The sequence below is a fragment of the Streptomyces sp. NPDC015661 genome, assembly GCF_043077765.1.
Lineage (GTDB): Bacteria > Actinomycetota > Actinomycetes > Streptomycetales > Streptomycetaceae > Streptomyces.
This window is the reverse complement of record NZ_JBIBST010000009.1, coordinates 154,740-180,080: the sequence shown is the minus strand read 5'-3', so window position 1 is coordinate 180,080 and position 25,341 is coordinate 154,740. Positions and strand designations below refer to the sequence as shown.

The 25,341-nt window shown below is 69.3% G+C and carries 17 protein-coding genes and 1 pseudogene; 14 read left to right on the top strand and 4 right to left on the bottom strand.

Annotated features, from left to right (window positions below):
• Positions 1–9: 9 nt before the first annotated feature.
• Positions 10–1,053, bottom strand: coding sequence for an excalibur calcium-binding domain-containing protein (locus ACF07V_RS25060; RefSeq protein WP_392157319.1), 1,044 nt, complete (start codon positions 1,051–1,053; stop codon positions 10–12).
• Here ACF07V_RS25060 and ACF07V_RS25055 point away from each other — a divergent pair.
• Together ACF07V_RS25055 and ACF07V_RS25050 are read left to right on the top strand one after the other, a co-directional pair.
• Positions 1,023–1,388, top strand: a pseudogene (locus tag ACF07V_RS25055) (trypco2 family protein); the annotation flags it as partial. The gene ACF07V_RS25060 and the pseudogene ACF07V_RS25055 overlap by 31 nt on opposite strands.
• A 104-nt stretch (positions 1,389–1,492) precedes the next feature.
• Positions 1,493–4,684, top strand: a complete 3,192-nt coding sequence (locus ACF07V_RS25050) for a trypsin-like peptidase domain-containing protein (RefSeq protein ID WP_392157317.1) — start codon at positions 1,493–1,495, stop codon at positions 4,682–4,684.
• An 83-nt stretch (positions 4,685–4,767) separates the two neighbouring features.
• Here ACF07V_RS25050 and ACF07V_RS25045 read toward each other — a convergent pair whose 3' ends face one another.
• The gene (locus tag ACF07V_RS25045; RefSeq protein ID WP_392157315.1) at positions 4,768–6,297 is read right to left on the bottom strand and encodes a helix-turn-helix domain-containing protein; all 1,530 of its coding nucleotides are present in this window, start codon (positions 6,295–6,297) and stop codon (positions 4,768–4,770) included.
• A gap of 50 nt (positions 6,298–6,347) precedes the next feature.
• On the bottom strand, positions 6,348–6,704 hold the full coding sequence (locus ACF07V_RS25040; RefSeq protein ID WP_392157314.1) for a VOC family protein: 357 nt from the start codon (positions 6,702–6,704) through the stop codon (positions 6,348–6,350).
• Positions 6,705–7,051: 347 nt separating this feature from the next.
• Here ACF07V_RS25040 and ACF07V_RS25035 point away from each other — a divergent pair, with 347 nt between their 5' ends.
• Positions 7,052–7,600, top strand: coding sequence for a YcxB family protein (locus ACF07V_RS25035; protein ID WP_392157312.1), 549 nt, complete (start codon positions 7,052–7,054; stop codon positions 7,598–7,600).
• A gap of 170 nt (positions 7,601–7,770) precedes the next feature.
• A complete protein-coding gene (gene acnA, locus ACF07V_RS25030) occupies positions 7,771–10,491 on the top strand; it encodes an aconitate hydratase AcnA (protein WP_392157310.1) in 2,721 nt (906 codons plus the stop codon).
• A gap of 92 nt (positions 10,492–10,583) precedes the next feature.
• Here the strand turns inward: acnA and ACF07V_RS25025 are convergent, their stop codons facing one another.
• On the bottom strand, positions 10,584–11,504 hold the full coding sequence (locus ACF07V_RS25025; protein WP_392157308.1) for an FG-GAP repeat domain-containing protein: 921 nt from the start codon (positions 11,502–11,504) through the stop codon (positions 10,584–10,586).
• A gap of 531 nt (positions 11,505–12,035) precedes the next feature.
• On the opposite strand from ACF07V_RS25025, the gene ngcE reads away from it, so the two are divergent.
• From ngcE to ACF07V_RS24975, 10 genes are all read left to right on the top strand, one after another.
• On the top strand, positions 12,036–13,478 hold the full coding sequence (gene ngcE, locus ACF07V_RS25020) for an N-acetylglucosamine/diacetylchitobiose ABC transporter substrate-binding protein (RefSeq protein WP_392157307.1): 1,443 nt from the start codon (positions 12,036–12,038) through the stop codon (positions 13,476–13,478).
• Positions 13,479–13,583: 105 nt separating this feature from the next.
• Positions 13,584–14,513 carry a carbohydrate ABC transporter permease gene (locus tag ACF07V_RS25015; RefSeq protein ID WP_392157305.1) on the top strand — a complete coding sequence of 310 codons (930 nt, stop codon included), beginning with the start codon at positions 13,584–13,586 and terminating at the stop codon, positions 14,511–14,513.
• Positions 14,513–15,451, top strand: a complete 939-nt coding sequence (locus ACF07V_RS25010; RefSeq protein ID WP_392157304.1) for a carbohydrate ABC transporter permease — start codon at positions 14,513–14,515, stop codon at positions 15,449–15,451. The genes ACF07V_RS25015 and ACF07V_RS25010 overlap by 1 nt, the downstream gene beginning before the upstream one ends.
• A 162-nt stretch (positions 15,452–15,613) precedes the next feature.
• Positions 15,614–16,825, top strand: a complete 1,212-nt coding sequence (locus ACF07V_RS25005) for an ROK family protein (RefSeq protein ID WP_392157303.1) — start codon at positions 15,614–15,616, stop codon at positions 16,823–16,825.
• 122 nt (positions 16,826–16,947) lie between these two features.
• Complete coding sequence (locus ACF07V_RS25000; RefSeq protein ID WP_392157301.1) at positions 16,948–18,012, top strand: sugar ABC transporter substrate-binding protein; 1,065 nt, start codon at positions 16,948–16,950, stop codon at positions 18,010–18,012.
• Positions 18,013–18,287: 275 nt separating this feature from the next.
• Positions 18,288–19,076: an ATP-binding cassette domain-containing protein gene (locus ACF07V_RS24995; RefSeq protein ID WP_015037000.1), complete on the top strand. Its 789-nt coding sequence runs from the start codon at positions 18,288–18,290 to the stop codon at positions 19,074–19,076.
• Complete coding sequence (locus tag ACF07V_RS24990) at positions 19,073–20,365, top strand: sugar ABC transporter permease (RefSeq protein WP_392157299.1); 1,293 nt, start codon at positions 19,073–19,075, stop codon at positions 20,363–20,365. The genes ACF07V_RS24995 and ACF07V_RS24990 overlap by 4 nt, the downstream gene beginning before the upstream one ends.
• A 210-nt stretch (positions 20,366–20,575) precedes the next feature.
• Positions 20,576–22,495: a 1-deoxy-D-xylulose-5-phosphate synthase gene (gene dxs / locus ACF07V_RS24985; protein ID WP_392157297.1), complete on the top strand. Its 1,920-nt coding sequence runs from the start codon at positions 20,576–20,578 to the stop codon at positions 22,493–22,495.
• A 121-nt stretch (positions 22,496–22,616) separates the two neighbouring features.
• Positions 22,617–24,131, top strand: a complete 1,515-nt coding sequence (locus tag ACF07V_RS24980; protein WP_392157295.1) for an amino acid permease — start codon at positions 22,617–22,619, stop codon at positions 24,129–24,131.
• A 99-nt stretch (positions 24,132–24,230) separates the two neighbouring features.
• Complete coding sequence (locus ACF07V_RS24975) at positions 24,231–25,310, top strand: hypothetical protein (RefSeq protein ID WP_392157293.1); 1,080 nt, start codon at positions 24,231–24,233, stop codon at positions 25,308–25,310.
• Positions 25,311–25,341 lie beyond the last annotated feature (31 nt).

Sequence of the window (25,341 nt, the reverse complement as noted above, 5' to 3'; positions counted from 1 at the left end):
GGGCTCACCTCACGTGTCGCAGGCGATCCCGTCGTGATCCCGGTCGAGCGCCGACCGGTAACCGGGCTCACCGCTCCGGAGGGGCGCGACACCGGCGGCCTCGGCCTCGTCACAGTCGGCGTAGTACGCGCTCCCACCGCCGGTGTTCTCCGGCGCGGGCGAAGGATGCAACTCGGCATAGGGCCGCTCGGGACAGGCGGCACCGGGCGGAGCGACCTTCAGATACACGGTCGAGTACTGCGGATTCTCGATCTCCTTGCCCGGCGCGGGGTCCTGGAAGCAGACCTTCCACGGGTCGGCCACACCGGGCAGCGCCACGTCGGAGTACGCGCTCTCCGCCGCGACCTTCCTGAACCCGACCGGCTTCAGCACCTCACCGGCCCGCGCGAAGGTCATGCCGGTGACGGCGGGCATGGTCGGCCAGGGGATCTTCTCCCCGTCAGCGACGGGGCAGGGCACCCCGACACGCACCACCCCGAGGTCCAGCACGGGCCGCCCACCGTCCCTCTGCCCCGCCGAAGCCTGAAAACACACGGTCCACTCATCCGCGTCCCACTGCCGGGCGTCCTGCTCGGAGGCATCGTGCGACACGACGGAGTACCCGGCGCCGGAGGCGACCTCCTTCGCCTCCGTGAGCCCCTTCCCCACGAGCACGGGAGGACCGGCGGGCTTCGGAGCGGCCGACACGGTGGCCGTGGCCTTCGGCGGCCGGGCATCGTCGCGCCCCGCCTTCTCCTCCTTCGCCGGATCACCGCCGAGGAAGGGCAGCACGAACCACACGGCCGCGAGCACGCTGGCGAGGACCTTCCGCTTCCGGTCCCAGAGACTCAACCACGCGAGCCCGATCCCGACGGGCGGCAGCACGACCAGGGCGCCGACCACAAGCCCCGGATGCTGCCACCACCGCCGAACAGCCGGCTGCGGCGGCAACGGAGGCGGCGGCGGGGCATACGCGTACGAGTCCACGCCGGGATCGTAGACAGGAGCCGGAGACCACCGTCCGGTCGTTCCCGGATCGAGACATGACGAGCGCCCGAAAAGGCGAGAACGCACACCTGGGAGGCGCCGTCCGGATCGCCGTTTCGTGTCAGGGCAATGTGATAGTGGTAGCGGTTGTCGGTGGACCGAACGGGGGAGTCGGAGACGTGCGCGATCCGTTGGAGAACGTGGAACTCACGGAGGCCGTACAGGGCTTGCGGGATCAACTGATGGCCTCTGCGCACGCCGCGGACGGCCGGCGCATCAGGTTCGAGGTCGAGGAAATCACCCTGGACTTCTCCGTCGAGCTGCGGCGCGACGCGACGGCCAAGGCGGGGTTCAAGGCATGGGTCGTCTCCGGCGACGCCCAGGTGGGGGTGGCGCGGAACGCCGTCCACAAGGTGTCCGTGAAGCTGAAGCCGAAGGACTCGGCCAACGGCGGGCCGATCGAGATCGGCCATCAGGCCGAGGTCGACCTGGGTGACTTCGAGCATCCCTCCGGACTGCGCGGCGGATGGGCGCCCGGTCCGTCCAACGCATCGCCATCGTCCAGGGAGCGCGGCAGGGCAGCGGCTTCCTGCTGGACTCCCGCCTGGTGCTCACGTCGGCGCACCTCTTCGAAGGGGAGGGCGGGGCTGCTCGCGTCGCCGTCCCCGGAGGGACGGGGACGCGCAGCTGCCGTCTCGTGTGGCGCCGCTACGACGAGTCGTGCGACGCGGCCCTGCTCGAAGCGGACGAAGACCTGGTCAGGGAGCCCGCGACGTGCCGGATGTCCGATGTCCGGTGGGGTCGGATCTCCGGCCTGGCCGCCTGGGAGAACGGTGAAGCGGTGGGCTACCCGCGGATCTCGCTCCGGGACGGGACGCGGCCGGACACCGAGCAGATCGTGGGCACGCTGAAGCCGGGATCATCCGTCCTGCGCGGCCGCTACGTCCTGGACAGTGCCCACGCCCCGCCGCCCGCGCCCGGAACCTCCGGCGCATCGCCGTGGCAGGGGATGTCGGGCGCCGCGCTCTTCGCCGGCGAATACCTGATCGGCGTGGTCTCCGGGGACCCCGCGCAGTGGGGTCACGCGCGGGTGGAAGCCGTTCCCGTCTCCGTCGTGGTGGCCGATGCCGGCTTCCGGCGGGCGGTGCGGGCAGCTGCGGGGCTCTGTCCCGAAGTGATGGAGATCGGCAGGTCGGCGCCGCAGGTGGTGCACGAGACCACCGCCTCCGGTGAAGGCGACTGGCTCCCTGTCACCGACGCCGACCCGGTCTCCTTCGGTGTCCATCGTGTGCCGGATGCCTCCGGCCATCCGGACGTCGTGCCGTACGTGCCACGCTCCGTCGACGCGCAGGTGGACGCCCGGCTCGAAGCGCTGGCGGAATCGGGCGGCATGCTGCTGCTGACCGGGGATTCGGCCGCGGGCAAGTCGAGGGTCCTGTTCGAGGGCATGGTCCGCAAGCTCGGGGACCGGTCGGTCTGCAAGCCGGACCCCGACGCCGACCTGTCCTCCCTGCATTCCTCCACTGGAAGTGATCACGAGAAGGTCGTATGGCTCGACGACCTGCACAACTACCTGCGGTCCGACGGGCTGACGCCGTCCCTGCTCGACCGGCTCGTCCGCCGCGGCACGGTCGTGCTCGCCACACTGCGCACCGAGTTCCACGAGCATTACACGGACGAGGAGGACGGCCCGTCGCTCTCACGGAGCACCGGGCCGCGGCTGCCGTCCTCGCCGGGCAGAGTGATCCGCGCGGCGCATCACATCACCCTGGACCGGATCTGGACCGACGACGAGCGGCGGGCCGCGTCGTCGAGCGAGGACCCGCGCGTCGTCGCGGCACTGAACGCCGACAGGGCACACGGGGTGGCGGAGTACCTCGCCGCGGGACCGCAGGTCCTCAAGCGGTGGAAGGCCGCTTCCCGGGTGAAGGGCAACCCCCGGGGTGCCGCGCTCGTCGCGGCCGCCGTCGCCCTCGCCCGCACAGGTGTGGACACCGCGCTGGCGCCGGAGTCCCTGGAACGCCTCCACGCGTACTTCCTCGACCGGGCGGGCGGTCCGGCGCTGCGGCCGGAAGGCATGGAGGAAGCCTGGGACTGGGCGTCCAGGATCGTGCTGGGCGTGACCAGCCCGCTGGTGCCGGGCCGGGGAGGAACGTGGAAGCCGTTCGACTACCTCGTGTCCGACGCCGCGCGCCGATCCCGTCCGAGCGAGCTCCCGGGACAGGTGTGGGACGAGGCCCTGCGCATCGTGGACGACACGCGCCGTGTGCTGGTGTCGACCGTCGCCAGGGTGGCGGGCCGGCCGGACGTGGCCAAGGAGGTGCTCCGCCCTCTCGCGGAGGCGGACGACCCCGACGGCCTGATCAACCTGGGGGCGCTGCTGGCCGCGGAGAAGGACCATGACGGTGCCGGCCGCTGTTTCGAGCGTGCTTCCTGCCTGGGGGACGCCGGCGGGGCTCACAACATGGGTGCCCTGTCCTTCGCGAGGGGGGATCTGGAAGCGGCGCGGGAGTGGTACGAGCGTGCGATCGAGGGCGGGGAACGGGAGTCGATCGGCGCCCTCGGCCTGGTCCACGAAAGGCTGGGGAACCAGGACGAGGCGACGGCGCTCTGGAAGCGCGGTACCGAGGCCGGCGATCCCGGGAGCGCACTGCACTACTCGGACTGGCTGAGGTCGGAGTGGCAGTCGGATGAAGCCGTCGAGGCCCTGAGAGTCGCCGCGGACGGTGCGATCCCGTTCGCCGCGCTCTCGTACGCCGGCGTCCTCCTGCGCAAGGAAGACCACGAAACGGCGAACGCCTATGTCGCGCGTGCCTACGATGCGGCGGTCGAGCAGGGGAATCTGGGCGACCCGATCGGCTGCCTGATGGCCGGCGTGACCGCGTACTCCTTCGGCAACGTCCGGCTGGGGGAGGAGTGGTGGAGCCGGGCGCGGGAGCACGGCCACCCGTCGGACTGGGTGGTCCTGGAAGCCGCGGAGGGCTCGGCCGGACTCCCGTACCTGGCCTTCAGCCAGGATTGCCTGGACAGACTCGGGGACGAGGAAGCCCGTTCCCTCATGCGGTTGCTCTGGGCCGGCGACTGCCAGGACTGCGGATACCCGCTGGGTGACGGCGTTCCGGCACTCCATGTGGACGACCAGTACAGCTGGGGGCACGCACGGCTCTTCCACTTCGGACTGTGCCGCTATCCGCACTGGAACGACTCGGCCCTGATCAGTGTGGCCAAAGAGGCGGGTATCAGCTGGAAGGCCTTCACCGCCGGAGTGCCTGTGGGGGAGCGGAACGGCCCGCCCGTTCCCGCTCTCGTGGTCAACCCCTCCCTCGAGGTGGCGCAGTTGGTCCGGAGCGGGGACCGCTGGACGGCCACGTCTGCTTGCGGGCCCCGGTCGGCCCGCGCCGAAGCGCTCGACCTCCAACCGCTGTGGTCCGGACTGCCACCCAGGTCGTCCGACGGGCGCGCCTGGGCGTTCACCGGTCCCGGTGAGGTCGCGGTGGCATCCATCGGCGAGCTCTGGACCGCTCCTGCGACCGAGGAGTTCATCGCCCTGGTGCAGCAGTACGGAGGAATGCTGCTCGTCGTGGCGAGCACCGTCGGACCCGATTCCCCGGCGGCCGTGGAAGTCCTGACAGAGGCTCTGGAGGCCTGGGACTCGATGACGAGGTGGGTCCCTCTGACATCCGATGCCCAGGGTGGAGGAAAGACCGGGACCCCGTGACCCTTCGTGAAGGGTGACGGGGTCCCGGTCGTGTGATCGCACCTGCCGAACCCGCCGGCCGGACGGCCCGGTGATCCGAATCCCTAGATGTCCCGGAAGATCTCGATCTGCGCGCCGATCGAGTTCAGGCGCTCCGCCAGGTCCTCGTAACCCCGGTTGATGACGTACACGTTGCGGAGGACCGACGTGCCCTCCGCCGCCATCATCGCGAGGAGGACGACGACCGCCGGGCGCAGGGCCGGCGGGCACATCATCTCGGCGGCGCGCCAGCGGGTCGGGCCCTCGACCAGGACGCGGTGGGGGTCCAGGAGCTGGAGGCGGCCGCCGAGGCGGTTGAGGTCCGTGAGGTAGATGGCGCGGTTGTCGTAGACCCAGTCGTGGATGAGGGTCTTGCCCTGGGCCGTCGCCGCGATCGCCGCGAAGAAGGGGACGTTGTCGATGTTCAGGCCCGGGAACGGCATCGGGTGGATCTTGTCGATCGGGGCTTCGAGTTTCGAGGGGCGGACCGTGAGGTCGACCAGGCGGGTGCGACCGTTGTCCGCGGCGTACTCCGCCGAGCGGTCGTGGTCGAGGCCCATCTCCTCCAGGACCGCGAGCTCGATCTCCATGAACTCGATCGGGACCCGGCGGATCGTCAGTTCCGATTCCGTGACCACCGCCGCCGCCAGGAGGCTCATCGCCTCCACCGGGTCCTCCGACGGGGAGTAGTCGACGTCCACGTCGATCTGCGGGACGCCGTGGACCGTCAGGGTCGTCGTGCCGATGCCGTCGACCCGGACGCCCAGGGCCTCCAGGAAGAAGCAGAGGTCCTGGACCATGTAGTTGGAGGAGGCGTTGCGGATGACCGTCACGCCGTCGTGGCGGGCGGCAGCCAGGAGGGCGTTCTCCGTCACGGTGTCGCCCCGCTCGGTCAGGACGATCGGGCGGTCGGGGGAGACCGAGCGCTCGACCTGGGCGTGGTAGATGCCCTCGGTGGCCGTGACCTCCAGGCCGAAGCGGCGCAGCGCGATCATGTGCGGCTCGATCGTGCGCGTACCGAGGTCGCAGCCGCCGGCGTACGGCAGCTTGAAGCGGTCCATGCGGTGCAGCAGCGGGCCGAGGAACATGATGATCGAGCGGGTGCGGATCGCGGCCTCGGCGTCGATGGACTCCATGTCCAGCTCGGCCGGCGGCACGATCTCCAGGTCCACGCCGTCGTTGATCCAGCGGGTGCGGACGCCGACGGAGTTGAGGACCTCCAGGAGCCGGAAGACCTCCTCGATGCGGGCCACGCGGCGCAGGACGGTGCGGCCCTTGTTGAGGAGCGAGGCGCAGAGCAGCGCGACACAGGCGTTCTTGCTCGTCTTGACGTCGATGGCACCGGAGAGGCGCCTGCGGCCGACGACCCGGAGGTGCATGGGGCCGGCGTAGCCGAGTGAGACGATCTCGCTGTCGAGGGCTTCGCCGATGCGGGCGATCATCTCAAGGCTGATGTTCTGGTTGCCGCGCTCGATCCGGTTGACGGCGCTCTGGCTCGTGGCCAGCGCCTCGGCGAGCTGCGTCTGCGTCCAGCCGCGGTGCTGCCGGGCGTCACGGATGAGCTTGCCGATGCGTACGAGGTAGTCGTCTGCCATGGCGTCACGTTATCTCAGATATGAGATGGTGATCGACATCGGGTGGGCCGTCAGGGTGAATCGCCGTGCGCGGTCGGGTGACGCGGTTCGTACAGGGGGAGTTCGGTGCCGCTCGGCAGCCGTACGGCCGCGAGCAGGCCCCAGCCCTGGTCGGTGATGGCCCGTGAGATCTCCGCGCCCCGGTCCTCCAGGCTTGTCAGGGTTTGGGTGAGGTCGTCGCACATGAGGTAGACCTCGTGCTTCGGCTCGCCCTCGGTCGGGTGCACCGCCACCTCCGCCGGTGGCAGCTTGAAGATGAGCCAGCCGCCGCCGGCGTCCACGTGCTCGAAGCCGACGACGTCCTTGAGGAAGGCCCGGTCCGCCTCGGCGTCCTGGGTGTAGAGAATCACGTGCGCGCCGCTGAACATGGTCCGATCGTCGGCCGCGCGATCCACGGCGGCAATCGGACCGCGTCCGTACGGGGCCCGCCCCTCGGGCCCGTGTCCGAGTGGGGGCCGTCGGTCGGGCAGCGTCCTGCGGGGCCCGTCCGTGGGGCCGTGTCCGAAAGGGCGCCGTCGGTCGAGGCGCGTCCGTACGGGGCCCGTGCGCCGGGCCGTGTCCGAAAGGGCGCCGCCGGTCGGACCGCGTCCGAAAGGGCGCCGCCGGTCGGACCGCGTCCGTACGGGGCCCGACCGCCCGACCGGGCCGTACGGGGTGCGGTCGGCCGGGGCTAGGATCTGCCGCCATGCATATGGGTGGGGATCACATACAGGACGTGGCCGCGCGAGACGCCGCCGTCGCCTTCGTCTACACGCCGACCGAGGCCGACTACCGGTCGGCCGTGCGGCGCTTTTCCTTCGGGACGCTGTCCGGACTCGCGGGCCTGCTCGTCCCGGTGGCCGTGGGTGTCGCGCTCGCGTCCTTCTACGCGTGGCGCCGGGGCTTCACGCCCGCGGCGGCCACCGTGGTGGGCGTCTGCGTGCTGGTCGCCACGGGCGTGATCATCTGGCGGAGCCTGGCGCGTGTCGCGAGCGAGCAGTACTCCGGAACGGCGGATTACGGCACCTGTACGACCGTCGTCGACGGGGACGGGATGACCACCACCGGTGGCGGCCTCGACAGCCGGATCGACTGGCAGGCGTTCCCCCGGTACATCGAGACCGACGAGCTGTTCGTCTTCATGCCCAGGCGCCTGCGCGTCTACTTCGTCCTGCCCAAGCGCGGCGCCGCGGACCCCGCCGACGTGGACCGTGTGCGCGCGGCCCTGGTGGCGGCGAACCTGCACCGGCTTCGGGGCATGCCAGGCATGACCGCGCGGCGGTGATGTACTAGAGTTATCTCGACATCGAGATATCTGCCGAGGCGCACCGCTGCCGCACGCCGACATCAGTCTGGCGGTAAGGGTTACCTAACTTAGCCTTACCTTAGCGGATCGACGACGTGTACGTGACGGCAGGATGCGGTGAAACGCGCACATATATGAAGGAGACTGTCGTGTCGGCGAACAGCTTCGACGCCCGCAGCACGCTGCGCGTGGGCGACGAGTCGTACGAGATCTTCAAGCTGGACAAGGTCGAGGGCTCCGCGCGCCTCCCTTACAGCCTGAAGGTCCTCCTGGAGAACCTGCTCCGCACCGAGGACGGCGCGAACATCACCGCCGACCACATCCGGGCCCTCGGCAACTGGGACTCGCAGGCTCAGCCGAGCCAGGAGATCCAGTTCACGCCCGCCCGCGTGATCATGCAGGACTTCACCGGCGTGCCCTGCGTCGTCGACCTCGCCACCATGCGTGAGGCCGTCGCCGCGCTCGGCGGCGACCCGGCGAAGATCAACCCGCTGTCCCCGGCCGAGATGGTCATCGACCACTCCGTCATCGCCGACAAGTTCGGCACCAACGACGCCTTCGCGCAGAACGTCGAGCTGGAGTACGGCCGCAACAAGGAGCGCTACCAGTTCCTGCGCTGGGGCCAGACCGCGTTCGACGACTTCAAGGTCGTTCCGCCGGGCACCGGCATCGTCCACCAGGTCAACATCGAGCACCTGGCCCGCACGGTCATGGTCCGCAACGGTCAGGCGTACCCCGACACCCTCGTCGGCACCGACTCGCACACCACCATGGTCAACGGCCTCGGTGTGCTCGGCTGGGGCGTCGGCGGCATCGAGGCCGAGGCCGCGATGCTCGGCCAGCCGGTCTCCATGCTCATCCCGCGCGTCGTCGGCTTCAAGCTGACCGGTGAGCTGCCCACCGGCACCACCGCCACCGACCTGGTGCTGACCATCACCGAGATGCTGCGCAAGCACGGTGTCGTCGGCAAGTTCGTCGAGTTCTACGGTGAGGGCGTCGCCGCCACCTCCCTCGCGAACCGCGCCACCATCGGCAACATGTCGCCGGAGTTCGGCTCCACCGCCGCGGTCTTCCCGATCGACGACGAGACCCTGAACTACCTCAAGCTCACCGGCCGCTCCGAGCAGCAGGTCGCGCTCGTCGAGGCGTACGCCAAGGAGCAGGGCCTCTGGCTCGACCCGGCCGCCGAGCCCGACTTCTCCGAGAAGCTGGAGCTCGACCTCTCCACGGTCGTCCCGTCCATCGCCGGCCCGAAGCGCCCGCAGGACCGCATCATCCTCGCGAACGCCGCCGAGCAGTTCAAGAGCGACGTCCTCAACTACGTCTCCACCGTCGACGAGGCCGAGCTGGAATCCTTCCCGGCCTCCGACGCCCCGGCCAACCACCCGAACGGTGGCGCCCCGTCGAACCCGGTCCAGGTCACCGCCCCCGACGGCACGACCTACACCATCGACCACGGTGCCGTGACGGTTGCGGCCATCACCTCCTGCACCAACACGTCGAACCCGTACGTGATGGTCGCCGCCGCGCTCGTCGCGAAGAAGGCCGTCGAGAAGGGCCTGACCCGCAAGCCGTGGGTCAAGACCACCCTCGCCCCGGGCTCGAAGGTCGTCACCGACTACTTCGACAAGGCGGGCCTCACCCCGTACCTCGACAAGGTCGGCTTCAACCTCGTCGGCTACGGCTGCACCACCTGCATCGGCAACTCCGGCCCGCTGCCGGAGGAGGTCTCCAAGGCCGTCAACGAGCACGACCTGGCCGTGACCTCGGTCCTCTCCGGCAACCGGAACTTCGAGGGCCGCATCAACCCCGACGTCAAGATGAACTACCTGGCCTCCCCGCCGCTGGTCGTCGCGTACGCCATCGCGGGCTCCATGAAGGTGGACATCACCAAGGACGCCCTCGGCGTCGACCAGGACGGCAAGCCCGTCTACCTGGCCGACATCTGGCCGTCGGAGGCCGAGGTCAACGACGTCGTCGCCAACGCCATCGGCGAGGACATGTTCTCCAAGTCCTACCAGGACGTCTTCGCGGGTGACGCCCAGTGGCAGGCGCTGTCGATCCCGACCGGCAGCACCTTCGAGTGGGACGCCGAGTCCACCTACGTCCGGAAGCCCCCGTACTTCGAGGGCATGACGATGGAGACCACCCCGGTCACCGACATCACCGGCGCCCGCGTCCTCGCCAAGCTGGGCGACTCGGTCACCACCGACCACATCTCCCCGGCCGGCGCCATCAAGGCCGACACCCCGGCCGGCAAGTACCTCACCGAGCACGGTGTGGAGCGTCGTGACTTCAACTCCTACGGCTCGCGCCGGGGCAACCACGAGGTCATGATCCGCGGCACCTTCGCCAACATCCGCCTGCGCAACCAGATCGCGCCGGGCACCGAGGGCGGCTTCACCCGCGACTTCACCCAGGTCGACGGCCCGGTGTCGTTCATCTACGACGCCTCGCAGAACTACCAGGCCGCCGGCACCCCGCTGGTCATCCTGGGCGGCAAGGAGTACGGCTCCGGTTCGTCCCGCGACTGGGCCGCCAAGGGCACCGCGCTCCTCGGCGTCAAGGCCGTCATCACCGAGTCGTACGAGCGCATCCACCGCTCGAACCTCATCGGCATGGGCGTCCTGCCGCTGCAGTTCCCGGCCGGCCAGTCGGCCGACTCGCTCGGCCTGACCGGTGAGGAGACCTTCTCCATCACGGGCGTCACGGAGCTGAACGAGGGCACCACGCCGAGCACGGTCAAGGTCACCACCGACACCGGTGTCGAGTTCGACGCGGTCGTCCGCATCGACACTCCCGGTGAGGCGGACTACTACCGCAACGGCGGCATCATGCAGTACGTGCTCCGCAACCTGATCCGCGGCTGACGCATCGGGTGAACGCCAAGGGCCCCGCTCCTCGGAAGAGGAGCGGGGCCCTTTCGTTCTTCACGCGCGCCGTCTCACGACGGGAGCGAGGATCAGAACATGATGCGGTAGGTGTTCCAGCCGGCGGTGCCGATCTTCACACGCGGCTTGTACGGCGCGGTGCTGTTCGCGGTGCCCTTGTACAGCCACAGGGCGCCGGCGCTGTCACGGGCGACCAGGTCGGCGATGCCGTCGAGGTCGAGGTCACCGGTCGAGACCAGCGTGTTGTAGATCTGCCAGCCGCCGCCGATCTTGGTGCGGGTGGCGAACGGCGCGTTGTAGTTGCCGGTGCCCTTGTAGAGCCACAGCACGCCGGCACCGTCGCGGGCGACGATGTCGTCCTTGCCGTCGCCGCTCAGGTCGCCCTTGCCGGCGATCTGGTTGTAGATCTGCCAGCCGGCGCCGACCTTGATGCGGCTGGCGACCTTGCCGTTGCCGTAGCCCAGGTACAGCCACAGCGTGCCGTAGCTGTCACGGGCGAGCAGGTCGTCAGCGGTACCGCCACCGAGCTGGCCCGTGGACAGGACCTTGTTGTAGATGCTCCAGCCGGTGCCGATGGAGACCGAGTCGCCGCCGTACGGCATGTACGACAGGCGGCCCGCGGTGACGTCCCAGATGCCGTCGGCGCTGCCGTCGTGGTTCTGGTCGACCTGAGTGATGAACTTGGCGTTGCTCCAGCCGTAGCCCGTGTAGATGCGGGCTTCGAGGCCGGTGCCCTCGCTGTTCGGCGCGTAGCCGTACATGTCGCCCTGGGAGTCGACGCCGTAGAGGGCGTTCACCTGGGCGTCGGAGACGGACTCGGCGGCGAAGGCGCTCGCGTTGCCCGAGGGCTGCTGGACGGCGGCGGACGCGGTCCGCTGCGGCGCGTCCGCCGCGACCGCGGCGGTGGTCGTGCCCACCAGGGCGGCGGTTATCGCCGCGACCGTGACACGGGACAGGATGCCCGTGCGGTTCAGGCCAGAAGAGTTGGCCACGTAGAACTCCAGATCCGTATGGAATGAGGCAGGTCCCGCCACGCGCCCGTGCCGGAGGCAGGGGGCGGCGGGGACCTCTATGATCCCGGATCCTTCTTACGAGATCTTCACGGGGCAACTGGTTTGTGACACAACTGTTTCGATGTTCGATCGTTTGTCCCCTTTACCCCTTTCCTCCCGTGCGCTTCCGTCCGCCTTTCGTGAAGTCCCGAGGGATGGGGTGACCCTGATGCCGTGTCAAGGGTGTTGCGTCGCGAATGGTTGGACGAAACGCCGCAGATCCAGCGTGCTTATCCCGGAGGTCTCAACTCGGGAAAGATGGTCGTGCAAACCTGGTTTCGATCTTGCTCCCGCGAAGGGAAGTGGACTATACCTGTCGGCGTCCAGCCAGTCGGAGCAATCCGACGACGGCCCGACGCGTGCACGACCCGGCTGCAATTGACCGCGGTGGCGGGGCCCTTCGCCTGTGGCGAGCGAGAAACGGGCGACCGGTACACCGCCTGAGTCCTGAATGAAGGCGAGGACTTGAGCATGGGATCCACCTCCGCACACAACGGTGAGGGCCTCGGCCGTCGCGATCTGATCAAGCGTTCCGCCGCTCTCGGTCTGATCTCCGTACCGACGATGGGCTTCCTGTCCGCCTGCGCGAGCAGCGGTGACGGTGGTAACGAGAAGGTCGAAAAGGGCACGAAGTCCGATAAGAACCCGCTCGGGGTGAACGAGTCGGCGCCGATGGAGTTCGTCCTCTTCGACGGCGGATTCGGACAGGAGTACGCCAAGGACGCGATCAAGGTCTACGAGACGAATTACCCCAAGGCGCAGGTCAAGTTCACGCCGACCCAGAAGATCACCACCACGCTGCAGCCGCGCTTCAACGGCGGCACCCCGCCGGACCTCATCGACAACTCCGGCGCCGAGCAGATGGACATGGGTGTCCTCGTCGGCCAGAAGCAGCTGATGGACCTCACCCCGCTCCTGGACGCGCCGTCCATCGACGACCCGGGCAAGAAGGTCCGCGACACCCTGCGGCCCGGCATCGTCGAGATGGGCCAGTTCGAGGGCGACCCGGTGTGGATCATGTACTACGCGTACACGGTCTACGGCGTCTGGTACTCGCAGAAGCTGCTCGACTCCCTCGACGCGAAGTACCCCGAGACCTGGGACGAGATGCTGGCCGTCTGCGAGAAGGCCAAGAAGAAGGGCATCGCGGGCTGGACGTACGCCGGCAAGTACCCGTACTACGTCCCCTTCTCGCTCTACCCGATGATCGGCAAGGTCGGCGGCCGCGAGGTCCTCGACGCCATCGACAACCTGGAGCCGAAGGCCTGGGAGCACCCCGCGGTCAAGGCGTGTTTCGAGGCGTACTACGAGCTGGTCAAGAAGGGGTACATCCTCCAGGGCACCCCCGGCCTCGACCACATCCAGTCGCAGACCGCCTGGACCGAGGGCAAGGCGCTGTTCATCCCGAACGGCTCCTGGGTCGAGAACGAGGCCGCGAAGACCATGCCGGCCGACTTCAACCTGGCCGTCTCCGCCCCGACCGGCATCGACTCCTCCGACAAGATGCCCTTCGGCACGATCTGGGCCTCCGGTGGTGAGCCCTTCATCGTCCCGGCGAAGGCGAAGAACCCGGAGGGCGGCCTGGAGCAGCTGCGCATCATGCTGAGCGAGGCCTCCTCCAAGAACTTCACCAAGTCCGTGAAGTCCCTGACGGCCTTCAACGGCGGCACCGACGGCATCGAGCTGACCCCGGGCCTCAAGTCCGGCGTCGCCGCCCTGGAGAAGGCCGGCCAGAACGTCGTCAACCCGCGTCTCCAGGACTGGTACGTCGCCCTCCAGAAGGAGAAGATCGGTGTCGCCGGCCTCGGCGAGATGATGGCCGGCCGCGCGACCCCGGCCGAGACGATCAAGAAGATCCAGAAGTACGCCGACGAGGCGGCCAAGGACTCGAGCATCAAGCACTACAAGCACTGACGCACAGTGCCGGGGCCCCTTCCCGCCGACCGGGAGCGGGCCCCGGCTCCTTCGCGCGCGGCACCTGCGGCGCGCCTGGCGCGGGAAAGATCGGGGTCGGTAGGAATGCAACACGGCAAGTACCGTTTCATCGTGGGGTTCCTGGCGGTCCCCCTCGCGCTCTACGCGCTGTTCGTGATCTGGCCGTTCATCCAGGCCATCTACTACTCGTTCACGGACTGGACCGGGCTGAGTCCCGAATTCGGCATGGTCGGATTCGACAACTACAGCAGAATGCTGGACGACGAGGTCTTCTGGAAATCGGTCCAGCACAGTCTGACCTTCGCGGTGGTCCTGCCGCTCGTGACCGTGGGACTCGCGCTTTTCTTCGCCTTCATGCTCAATGTCGGCGGTCGGCGCCGCAAGGGTGCGGCGATCTCGGGTGTGCGCGGTTCCTCGTTCTACAAGATCGTCTATTTCTTCCCGCAGGTGCTGTCGATCGCGATCGTCGCGCTGCTGTTCCAGTTCGCGTACAACCCGAACAGCGGAGCCATCAATTCCGTATTGAAGGGTGTCGGTCTCGGCAGCATTCAGCCGGACTGGCTCGGTGATCCGAACCTCGCCCTCATCTGTGTGATGGTGGTCCTCGTCTGGTCCACGGTCGGATTCTTCGTCGTCCTCTTCTCGGCCGGCATGGCGTCCATTCCGAGGGACTTCTACGAGGCGGCCCTGCTCGACGGCGCGAACCGCTTCACGACCTTCTTCAGGATCACCCTGCCGCTGCTCTGGGACACCGTGCAGTCGGGCTGGATCTACATGGGCATCCTCGCGCTCGGCGCGGAGTCCTTCGCCGTCGTGCAGATCATGACCGTCGGCCCCAACGGCGGCGGGCCCGACTTCTCCACCATCGTCCTTCCGCTGTACGTGTACCAGAAGGCGTTCCGGGACGGTCAGGCCGCCTACGCAACGACCATCGGTGTCGCGCTCCTCCTCGTCACGCTCGCCTTCGCGGCCGTCGTGATGAAGCTGGGCCGGCGCGAGCGGCTGGAGTTCTGATGAAGACGACCGACACTGCCTCCACCGGCGTCGAGACCCCCGGCTCCCCGGCCGGACCGGGACCCGCGGTCACCAAGACGGCGGCGCCCGCCCCGCGCAGGACCGCCAAGGCCGAGGGCGCGACCCTCAACGTCTTCTCGCACGGCGTCCTGATCATCTGGGCGATCATGGTCGTCATGCCGCTGCTCTGGGCGGTCATGACCTCCTTCAAGAGCGACAAGGCGATCTTCACCTCGCCCTGGGCGCTGCCCGACAAGCTGCACTTCGAGAACTGGTCGCGCGCCTGGACCGAGGCGCACATGAGCGACTACTTCCTGAACACCCTGCTGGTGGTCGGCGGCTCGCTCCTCGGCACGCTCCTCTTCGGCTCGATGGCGGCCTACGTGCTGGCCCGCTTCGACTTCCCGGGCAACCGCGTCATCTACTTCCTCTTCATCGGAGGGATGAGCTTCCCGATCATCCTGGCGCTCGTGCCGCTCTTCTACGTCATGCAGAACATGGCCCTGCTGAACACGCTGCACGGTCTGATCCTGGTCTACATCGCGTACTCGCTGCCGTTCACCGTCTTCTTCCTCACGGCCTTCTTCCGCACCCTGCCGACCTCGGTGGCGGAGGCGGCCTTCGTCGACGGCGCCTCGCACACCCGGACCTTCTTCCAGGTCATGCTGCCGATGGCCAAGCCCGGCCTGATCAGCGTCGGCATCTTCAACTTCCTCGGCCAGTGGAACCAGTACCTGCTGCCGACCGTGCTCAACACCGAGCCGGAGAACAAGGTGCTCTCGCAGGGACTCGTCCAGCTGGCCGTCAGCCAGGGCTACAAGGGCGACTGGTCCGGCCTCTTCGCCGGCCTCGTGATGGCGATGCTCCCGGTCCTCGCCGCGTACATCATCTTCCAGCGGCAGGTGGTGGCCGGTCTGACCGCCGGCGCCGTGAAGTAACCCCTCCGTCGCACTCCGCAGGGCCCCCGGCGCACCCGCGCAGGGGGCCCCGCGCGTCGTGTGACCCTCGCCGTCCGACACTCAAGGTCTTGACGGGGACCAAGCCGAAAGAGTCCCCTTAGAGTTCACATGTTGGAGAAAACGGTGGGAGTGAGTGAGTCGATGGAGACTCCGGGGTCGCAGACGTCTCTGCACAGGGCCAATCTCGAACGGGTCGTCCGGGCGGTACGCATGGCCGGCTCGCTCACCCAGGCGGAGATCGCCAGGGCGACGGGCCTCTCCGCCGCCACGGTCTCCAACATCGTGCGGGAGTTGAAGGACGGCGGCACCGTCGAGGTGACGCCCACATCCGCGGGCGGCCGCCGCGCCCGCAGCGTCTCGCTCTCCGGCGACGCCGGCATCGTGATCGGCGTGGACTTCGGCCACACCCACCTCCGGGTCGCCGTCGGCAACCTCGCCCACCAGGTGCTCGCCGAGGAGGCCGAGCCGCTCGACGTGGACGCCTCCGCCGCCGAGGGCTTCGACCGGGCGGAACAGCTGGTCAAGCGGCTGATCCGGGCCACCGGCATCGGCTACGACAAGGTGATCGGCGTCGGCCTCGGCGTGCCCGGCCCGATCGACGTCTCCTCCGGGACCCTCGGCTCGACCTCGATCCTGCCGGGCTGGAGCGGCATCAACCCCGCCGAGGAGCTCTCGGGCCGGCTCGGCGTCCCCGTGCACGTCGACAACGACGCCAACCTGGGCGCGCTCGGCGAGCTCGTCTGGGGCAGCGGCCGCGGGGTCAAGGACCTGGCGTACATCAAGGTGGCCAGCGGCGTCGGTGCCGGACTCGTCATCGACGGCCGGGTCTACCGGGGGCCGGGCGGCACCGCCGGGGAGATCGGGCACATCACCCTGGACGAGTCGGGCCCCGTCTGCCGCTGCGGCAACCGGGGCTGCCTGGAGACCTTCACCGCCGCGCGGTACGTGCTGCCGCTGCTCCAGCCGAGCCACGGCCCCGACCTGACCATGGAGCGGGTCGTCCAGCTGGCCCGCGAGGGCGACCCCGGCTGCCGCCGGGTGATCGCCGACGTCGGACGGCACATCGGCAGCGGCATCGCCAACCTCTGCAACCTCCTGAACCCCAGCCGGGTGGTGCTCGGCGGCGACCTCGCCGAGGCCGGTGAGCTGGTCCTCGCGCCCATCAGGGACTCCGTCTCGCGGTACGCGATCCCCAGCGCGGCCCGGCAGCTCTCGCTGACCCAGGGGGCCCTCGGCGGGCGCGCCGAGGTGCTCGGCGCCCTCGCCCTCGTACTGAGCGAAATGGGCGATTCGACCCTGTTGGAGAGTGCGCTGCCCGCCGCTGCGCCGGCCTCGCGCCTTGCCTTCACTTAGATAACGAACACCGTCGTTGTCATCTCGTTAATAATTTACTTCTTGACGTCAACGTTTCGGCCGAGTTGACTTCGTGGCACCTCGGCCGCACCGTCGCGGCCTCGTCAGGGAGGCAACCCCACATGAACGCAGTGACGCGTCGTGCCGTCATAGCCACGGCCGCGGTCTCGATGGCCCTCTCGCTCGCCGCCTGCGGCAAGGCCGGTGGCGACGACAGCGGTGACAAGGGCAGCTCGACCAAGATCGGTCTGCTCCTGCCGGAGAACAAGACCTCGCGCTACGAGGCCCTGGACAAGCCCCAGTTCGAGAAGGCCGTCAAGGCCGCCTGCTCCGACTGCGAGATCGTCTACAACAACGCGGTCTCCGACGTCGTCAAGCAGAAGCAGCAGTTCGACCAGCTGATCGCCGACGGCGTCAAGGTCATCGCCCTCGACCCGGTGGACGCCGCCAAGGCCGCGGGCTGGGTCAAGGACGCGAAGGCCAAGGGTGTGAAGGTCGTCGCGTACGACCGTGCCGTCCAGGGTGCCGACGCCTACGTCAGCCACGACAACAACAAGGTCGGCGAGCTCCAGGGCCAGGCCCTGCTGACCGCGCTCGGCGCGAAGGCCGCCACCGCCAACGTCGTGATGATCAACGGCGACGAGAAGGACCCGAACGCCGCGCTGTTCAAGAAGGGCGCCCACACCGCCCTCGACGGCAAGGTCGGCAAGATCGCCTACGAGGCCTCCGGCGAGTGGGACCCGAAGGTCGCGGGCGAGAAGATGTCCGCCGCGATCTCCTCGGTCGGCAAGGACAAGATCGGCGCCGTCTACTCCGCGAACGACGGCATGGCCGGCGGCATCATCACCTCCCTCGAGAACGCCGGCGTCAAGGACGTCCCGGTGGGTGGCCAGGACGCCGAGGTCGCGGGCATCCAGCGCATCATCGCCGGCACCCAGACCTTCACCATCTACAAGTCGCCGCTCCAGCTGGCCCCCGAGGCCGCCAAGTTCGCGGTGAACCTGCTCAAGGGCAAGGAGCTCGGCGCCCAGGGCGAGACCGACGGCGTGCCGTCCACGCTCTTCGCCCCGGTCGTGGTCGACAAGGCCAACATCCAGTCCACGGTCGTCAAGGACGGCATCTACAAGGCCGCCGACCTCTGCACCGCGGACCTCGCCGCCAAGTGCACCGAGCTGGGCATCAAGTAACCCGGCCCGACCCGGCCGGGCCCCGCGTGGGCCCGGCTTCACGGATCCCGGCGTGAGCGCCCCCGAAGCGGGCGCCGAGGCCCCGAGTACAGAGGGTGAAGACCCCCGGTAACAAGGCCGGCGTACGACGCCCGGATCCGTCCCCCAGCCCGTCCGGCCCCCGGCCGACCCAGACCCCGCTGTCGGTCCGGGGGCCGGACGAGCCCAGCCCCCCTCGAAACTTCGGCGCCGCACGACGGCGCGACATGCCGTCGCCCCCTCGGGCGGCGAAGGAGTTGGTTCACGTGTCCCAGACGCCCGTGCTGGCGTTGCGCGGGATCTTCAAGCGATTCGGAGCGGTCCAGGTCCTCTCCGGTGTCGATCTCGAAGTCCACGCAGGAGAGGTCGTCGCGCTCGTCGGCGACAACGGAGCGGGAAAGTCCACGCTGGTCAAGACGATCGCCGGCGTGCACCCCATCGACGAGGGCGTCATCGAGTGGGAGGGCGAGCGCGTCGAGATCCAGCGGCCGCACGACTCCCAGAACCTCGGTGTCGCGACCGTCTACCAGGACCTCGCGCTCTGCGACAACCTCGACGTCGTCGCCAACCTGTTCCTCGGCCGCGAGATCAAGAAGGGCGGCGTCCTCGACGAGGTCGCCATGGAGAAGCGGGCCAAGGACCTGCTCTCCACGCTCTCCATCCGCATCCCCAGCGTCCGCATCCCCGTCGCCGCCCTCTCCGGCGGCCAGCGCCAGGTCGTGGCCATCGCCCGCGCCCTGGTCGGCGACCCCAAGATCGTGATCCTGGACGAGCCCACCGCCGCGCTCGGCGTCGAGCAGACCGCGCAGGTCCTCGACCTGGTCGAGCGGCTGCGCGAGCAGGGCCTCGGCGTCATCCTCATCAGCCACAACATGGCCGATGTGAAGGCCGTCGCCGACACCGTGGCCGTCCTCCGCCTGGGCCGCAACAACGGCACCTTCCCGGTGGCCACCACCACGCACGAAGAGATCATCGCCGCGATCACCGGTGCCACGGACAACGCCGTGACCCGCCGCCAGGCCCGCAACGCGGAGGTAGCCAAGTGAGCACCACCCCCAGCACCTCCGAGGACACCGTGCCCGAGCCCCGCACCGGCGAGGCGCCCGCCGCCGCCGCCGTACCCGCCGTCGACCCCCGCCTCCTCGTCCGCGAGCAGGGCTTCAAGGGCTACGTCGACGAGTTCAAGCGCAAGATCCGCTCGGGTGAGATCGGCTCGCTGCCCGTCGTCGTCGGCCTGATCGTCATCGGCGTCGTCTTCCAGGCCCTCACCGGCAACTTCATCACCTCGTACAACCTCGACCAGATCACGCTGTACGCGGTCGGTCCCGGCATCATGGCCGTCGGCATCGTCTTCGTCCTGCTGCTCGGCGAGATCGACCTCGCCGTAGGCTCCGTGGCGGGCCTCGCCGGCTCCGTCTGGGGCGTGCTCGGCACCGACATGCCCGACGGGCTCGCCATCCTCCTCGGCATCCTGTCCGGCACCCTGATCGGCGCCTTCCACGGCCTGGTCTTCGCCAAGATCGGCGTGCCCGCCTTCGTCGTCACCCTCGCCGGCTTCCTCGGCTGGGCCGGTCTGCAGACCTGGGTGATGGGCGACAAGTCCACCATCCCCACCCCGATCGGCAGCTTCGTCGGCGACCTCACGAAGTACTACTTCTCCGACGTCGCCGCCGCCTACGGCCTCGCCGTGGTGGTCATCGCCGCCTTCTACCTCGCCCAGCTGCGCGACTCCCGCCGCCGCAAGGCCGCCGAGCTGCCGCACCGCCCGCAGAGCGAGATCATCCTGCGCACCGCCGTCCTCGCGGTCCTGGTCCTCGTCGCCGCGTACGGCTTCAACCAGGAGCAGGGCCTGCCGCTCTCCCTGGTGATCTTCCTGGTCATCCTGCTCGTCACCGACTTCGTCCTGCGCCGCACGACGTACGGCCGCCAGGTCTTCGCGGTCGGCGGCGGCATCGAGGCCGCCCGCCGCGCCGGCATCAACGTGTCGTGGATCCGGATCTCGGTCTTCATGATCTCCGGCACGATGGGCGCCGTCGGCGGTCTCTTCCTCGCCTCCGCGACGGGCGGCGCCGACCGCTCCCTCGGCGGCGGCAACCAGCTGATGATGTGCATCGCCGCCGCGGTCATCGGTGGTACGTCCCTGTTCGGCGGACGCGGCAAGGTCTGGTCGGCGCTCCTCGGCATCCTGGTCATCCAGTCGATCGTCCAGGGCCTCAACCAGATGAACCTGTCCTCGAACGCCATCCAGTACATGATCACCGGAGCGGTCCTGCTCATCGCCGTGATCATCGACTCGGTCTCCCGCCGCACGCAGAAGACCGCGGGCCGCGCGTAACTCCCGTCACAGCAGCCCGGCACCGGGAAACCGGTGCCGGGCACTGCTGCGTCCGGAGCAGTACGCGCGCGCGTACAGGGCCGTACAGATCAGCGGCTTGTCGGCCGTGCGGGTGACGCCTCACCCCCCGGCCCGATGCCCACGATCCAAGACGGAACATTAGACTCGACAAATCGGCAAGCTCGACCAGCTCAAAGCAAGGAGGAACGGGTGGCTCTGCTGACCCGTATCAGGGGACCGCGAGATCTGGACCGGCTCTCCCCGGAGCAGCTGGACCAGCTGGCCGACGAGATCAGGACGTTCCTCGTGGACGCCGTCTCCAAGACCGGCGGGCACCTCGGCCCCAACCTCGGCGTGGTCGAGCTGACCATCGCCCTGCACCGGGTGTTCGACTCCCCGAAGGACAAGGTCCTCTGGGACACCGGCCACCAGAGCTACGTCCACAAGCTCCTCACCGGACGCCAGGACTTCTCGAAGCTCAAGATGAAGGGCGGCCTCTCCGGCTACCCCTCGCAGGCCGAGTCCGAGCACGACGTCATCGAGAACTCGCACGCCTCCACGGTCCTCGGCTGGGCCGACGGACTGGCCAAGGCGAACGAGGTCCTGAAGAAGGACGACCACGTCGTCGCCGTCATCGGCGACGGCGCGCTCACCGGCGGCATGGCCTGGGAGGCGCTGAACAACATCGCCGCCGCCAAGGACCGCCCGCTCGTCATCGTCGTCAACGACAACGAGCGCTCCTACGCGCCCACCATCGGCGGCCTCGCCAACCACCTGGCCACCCTGCGCACCACCGACGGCTACGAGCGCTTCCTCGCCCGCGGCAAGGACATCCTGGAGCGCACCCCGGTCGTCGGGAAGCCGCTCTACGAGACCCTGCACGGCGCCAAGAAGGGCCTCAAGGACTTCATCGCCCCGCAGGGCATGTTCGAGGACCTCGGCCTCAAGTACGTCGGCCCCATCGACGGCCACGACATCGAGGCCCTGGAGTCCGCCCTCACGCGCGCCAAGCGCTTCGGCGGCCCCGTGATCGTGCACTGCCTCACCGAGAAGGGCCGCGGCTACCAGCCCGCCCTCCAGGACGAGGCCGACCGCTTCCACGCCGTCGGGAAGATCCACCCCGACACCGGCCTGCCGATCGCCTCCTCCGGAGCCGACTGGACCAGCGTCTTCGGCGAGGAGATGGTCGCGCTCGGCAAGGAGCGCGAGGACATCGTCGCCATCACCGCGGCCATGCTCCAGCCCGTCGGCCTCGACAAGTTCGCCAAGGCCTTCCCCGAGCGGGTCTTCGACGTCGGCATCGCCGAGCAGCACGCCGCGGTCTCCGCCGCCGGCCTCGCCACCGGCGGCCTCCACCCGGTCTTCGCCGTGTACGCGACCTTCCTCAACCGCGCCTTCGACCAGGTCCTGATGGACGTGGCCCTGCACAAGTGCGGCGTCACGTTCGTCCTGGACCGGGCCGGTGTCACCGGCACCGACGGCGCCTCGCACAACGGCATGTGGGACATGTCGATCCTCCAGGTCGTGCCCGGCCTGCGGCTCGCCGCCCCGCGCGACGCCGACCAGGTCCGCGCCCAGCTCCGCGAGGCCGTCGAGGTCACCGACGCCCCCACCGTGGTCCGCTTCTCCAAGGGCGCGGTCGGCCCGGCCGTCCCCGCGCTGCGCCGCGTCGGCGGCATGGACGTGCTCCGCGAGCCCGGCAGCGACGCGCCCGACGTCCTCCTGGTCTCCGTGGGCGCCCTGGCCCCCATGTGCCTGGAGATCGCCGACCTCCTCGACCGGCAGGGCATCTCCACCACGGTCGTCGACCCCCGCTGGGTCAAGCCCGTCGACGAGGCCCTCGCCCCGCTCGCCGAGCGCCACCGGGTCGTCGTCACCGTCGAGGACAACAGCCGTGTCGGCGGTGTCGGCTCCGCCGTCGCCCAGGCGCTGCGCGACGCCGGCGTCGACGTACCGCTGCGTGACTTCGGCATCCCGCCGCGCTTCCTCGACCACGCCTCCCGCGGCGAGGTCCTGGCCGAGATCGGCCTGACCGCCCCGGACATCGCCCGCCAGGTCACCGGTCTCGTGTCGCGGCTCGACGGACGGTTCGAGAGCAGCGCGCAGGCCGTGGAGCCCGCCCGCGACTGACGGACCTCCGTCACCCGGCGTCACCTTTGGGCCGGTCGGCTCACTCTTCGGAGTGCCGACCGGCCCTTTCGCGTGCATTCTGACCACAGAGCGGGCAGCTCCAAGGCAGGGAGGTACGACGGTGAGCACGGACCAACAGCCACGCGCCAATTCCGGCTTGTTCCGGACCAAGTCGGTCGAGCAGTCGATCCGAGACACGGAGGAGCCCGAGCACGCGCTCAAGAAATCCCTGTCGGCCTGGGATCTGACGGTGTTCGGTGTCGGTGTCATCATCGGCACCGGCATCTTCGTCCTCACCGGCAAGGTCGCCAAGGAGAACGCGGGGCCGGCCACCGCCCTCGCCTTCGTCGCCGCGGGCATCGTCTGCGCCCTGGCCGCCCTGTGCTACGCCGAGTTCGCCTCGACGGTGCCGGTGGCGGGATCCGCGTACACCTTCGCGTACGCCTCGATCGGCGAGCTGCCGGCCTGGATCATCGGCTGGGACCTGGTCCTGGAGTTCGCCCTCGGCACGGCGGTGGTGGCCGTCGGCTGGTCCGGTTACGTCAGATCCCTGATGGACAACATCGACTGGCACCTGCCGGCCTCGCTCGAAGGCCCGGACGTCGCGGGCGGCACCTTCGACATCCTGGCCTTCCTGCTGGTCCTCGTGCTGACCGTGGTCCTCGTCCTCGGCATGAAGCTCTCCGCCCGGATCACCGCGGTCGTCGTCGCGATCAAGGTGACCGTCGTGATGATCGTGATCGTCGCGGGCCTGTTCTTCATCGTCGGCGACAACTACAAGCCCTTCATCCCGCCGGCCGTCACCCCGCCCGGCGGTACCTCCGGCTGGGACTCCCCGATGCTCCAGCTGATCTTCGGCTACGAGCCGACGAACTTCGGCGTCATGGGCATCTTCACCGCCGCCTCCGTCGTCTTCTTCGCCTTCATCGGCTTCGACGTGGTCGCCACGGCCGCGGAGGAGACGAAGCTGCCGCAGCGGGACATGCCCCGTGGCATCCTCGGCTCGCTCCTCATCTGCACCGTGCTGTACGTGGCCGTCGCCCTCGTCGTCACCGGCATGCAGAAGTACACCGAGCTGTCCGTGAGCGCCCCCCTCGCCGACGCCTTCAAGGCGGCGGGACACCCGTGGTACGCGGGCGTGATCAGCTTCGGCGCCGCCGTCGGCCTCACCACGGTCTGTCTGATCCTGCTGCTCGGCCAGACCCGTGTCTTCTTCGCCATGAGCCGCGACGGCCTGCTGCCGCGCTTCTTCTCGGTCACACACCCGCGGTTCAAGACCCCGTACCGGCCGACCATCCTGCTCGGTGTGATCATCGCCATCGTCGCCGGCTTCACCAGCATCAACGAGCTCGCGACCCTGGTGAACATCGGCACCCTCTTCGCCTTCGTCATGGTCGCCATCGGCGTCATCATCCTCCGCCGCACCCGCCCCGACCTGCACCGGGCCTTCCGCACCCCCTGGGTGCCGGTCCTCCCGATCCTCTCCGTCGCGGCCTCCGTCTGGCTCATGCTCAACCTGCCCGGCGAGACCTGGTTCCGCTTCGCCGTCTGGATGGTGATCGGCTTCGTCGTGTACTTCCTGTACGGGCGCGGTCACAGCCGGCTCGGGCGGTTGGGCCGGGATGCCACGTACTGAGCGGGTGACGCCGTAGGCGCGGGGAGGACCGTCCGGGAGGGCGACTACAGTCGGTTCGTACCCGAACTCCTCCCGACGACCGGAGTGCTGGATCCCCTCATGGCGAATCGATCCCAGGTCACCGACGACCGTTCCCAAGGCCCCGCCGCCCCCGTGCTCCAGGGCGGCTGGCTGACCAGAGGGGAGGAGGGCCGGTTCAGCGCCTTCCTGCCCCGGGACGGCGAGGTGGTGCGCTGGACCGAGGAGCCCGGAGGCGGCTGGAGCGGCCCCGTCTCCCTCGGCGGCGACGGTCTGACCCCCTTCCTCGCGGTGGGCCAGGGTGCCGACCGCTACGTCCACCTCGTCGGCGTGCGGCCGACGGGCGGGGACGAGGGGCACGTCGAGCTGGTGCACGCCGTCCAGTTCCAGACGGGCCGTCCGGCGGCCGCCTGGCGGTCCCTCGGGCACTCGAACGGCAAGTCCCCCTGGACGGGCCACCCGGCGGTCGCCGTGGACGCCCTGGGCCGCGTCTACGTCTTCGTACGGAACGGGGGCGGCGGCCTCAGCGTGCGGGCGCAGAAGGACGCGGGCGGCTGGCACCCCTGGTGGGACCTGCTCGGCTCCAAGACCGACCCCTCGCCGGTCGCCGTCACCAACGGCTCCGGCTTCGTCGAGCTGTACAGCTCGCACGCCAAGGGCCTCGTCCGCTACGTCCAGCGCGAGTCCGGGGCCAAGCCGATCCGCGAGGAGCTGCTGCCCGCCTCGGTGACCATGGGCACCCTCGCCGCCGTCACCGGCCCCTCCGGGCACGTCACGCTCTTCTACCTGGACCAGGAGGGCCAGGTCATGGCCTGGTCGCCGGAGCGCGAGCTCGCGCCGACGCCGCTGGGCAAGGCGGTCGGCACCGGACGCCTGTCCGTCACCCGCTGTCTCATCGACGGCTTCGACTGCACGGTCCTCGCCCAGCAGTCCGAGGACGGCCGGCTCGCCCTCGCCGCCTACCCCAGCGAGCAGGAGGCGGAGGGCCTGAGCTGGTCGGAGACCGGGGAACGGCAGGCGAACCTGGCCGCCGTGCTCACCCGGGGCCTCGACGGCGGCCTGGTCGCGATGACCGTGGCCGACGGCCGCACCCCGGTCACGACCCGTCAGAAGGTGGGGGCCGAGGGCCTGCTGCTCGAAGGCTGGCGTTCCATAGGGTGACGCCGCCCGCGACAACGGGAAACGGCCCCGG

Coding starts and splice junctions, on each gene's coding strand:
- ACF07V_RS25050 (WP_392157317.1), top strand. CDS start 1,493: ATGGGCGCCCGGTCCGTCCAACGCATCGCCATCGTCCAGGGAGCGCGG.
- ACF07V_RS25045 (WP_392157315.1), bottom strand. CDS start 6,297: ATGGCAGACGACTACCTCGTACGCATCGGCAAGCTCATCCGTGACGCC.
- ACF07V_RS25040 (WP_392157314.1), bottom strand. CDS start 6,704: ATGTTCAGCGGCGCGCACGTGATTCTCTACACCCAGGACGCCGAGGCG.
- ngcE (WP_392157307.1), top strand. CDS start 12,036: ATGGGATCCACCTCCGCACACAACGGTGAGGGCCTCGGCCGTCGCGAT.
- ACF07V_RS25015 (WP_392157305.1), top strand. CDS start 13,584: ATGCAACACGGCAAGTACCGTTTCATCGTGGGGTTCCTGGCGGTCCCC.
- ACF07V_RS25010 (WP_392157304.1), top strand. CDS start 14,513: ATGAAGACGACCGACACTGCCTCCACCGGCGTCGAGACCCCCGGCTCC.
- ACF07V_RS25005 (WP_392157303.1), top strand. CDS start 15,614: ATGGAGACTCCGGGGTCGCAGACGTCTCTGCACAGGGCCAATCTCGAA.
- ACF07V_RS25000 (WP_392157301.1), top strand. CDS start 16,948: ATGAACGCAGTGACGCGTCGTGCCGTCATAGCCACGGCCGCGGTCTCG.
- ACF07V_RS24975 (WP_392157293.1), top strand. CDS start 24,231: ATGGCGAATCGATCCCAGGTCACCGACGACCGTTCCCAAGGCCCCGCC.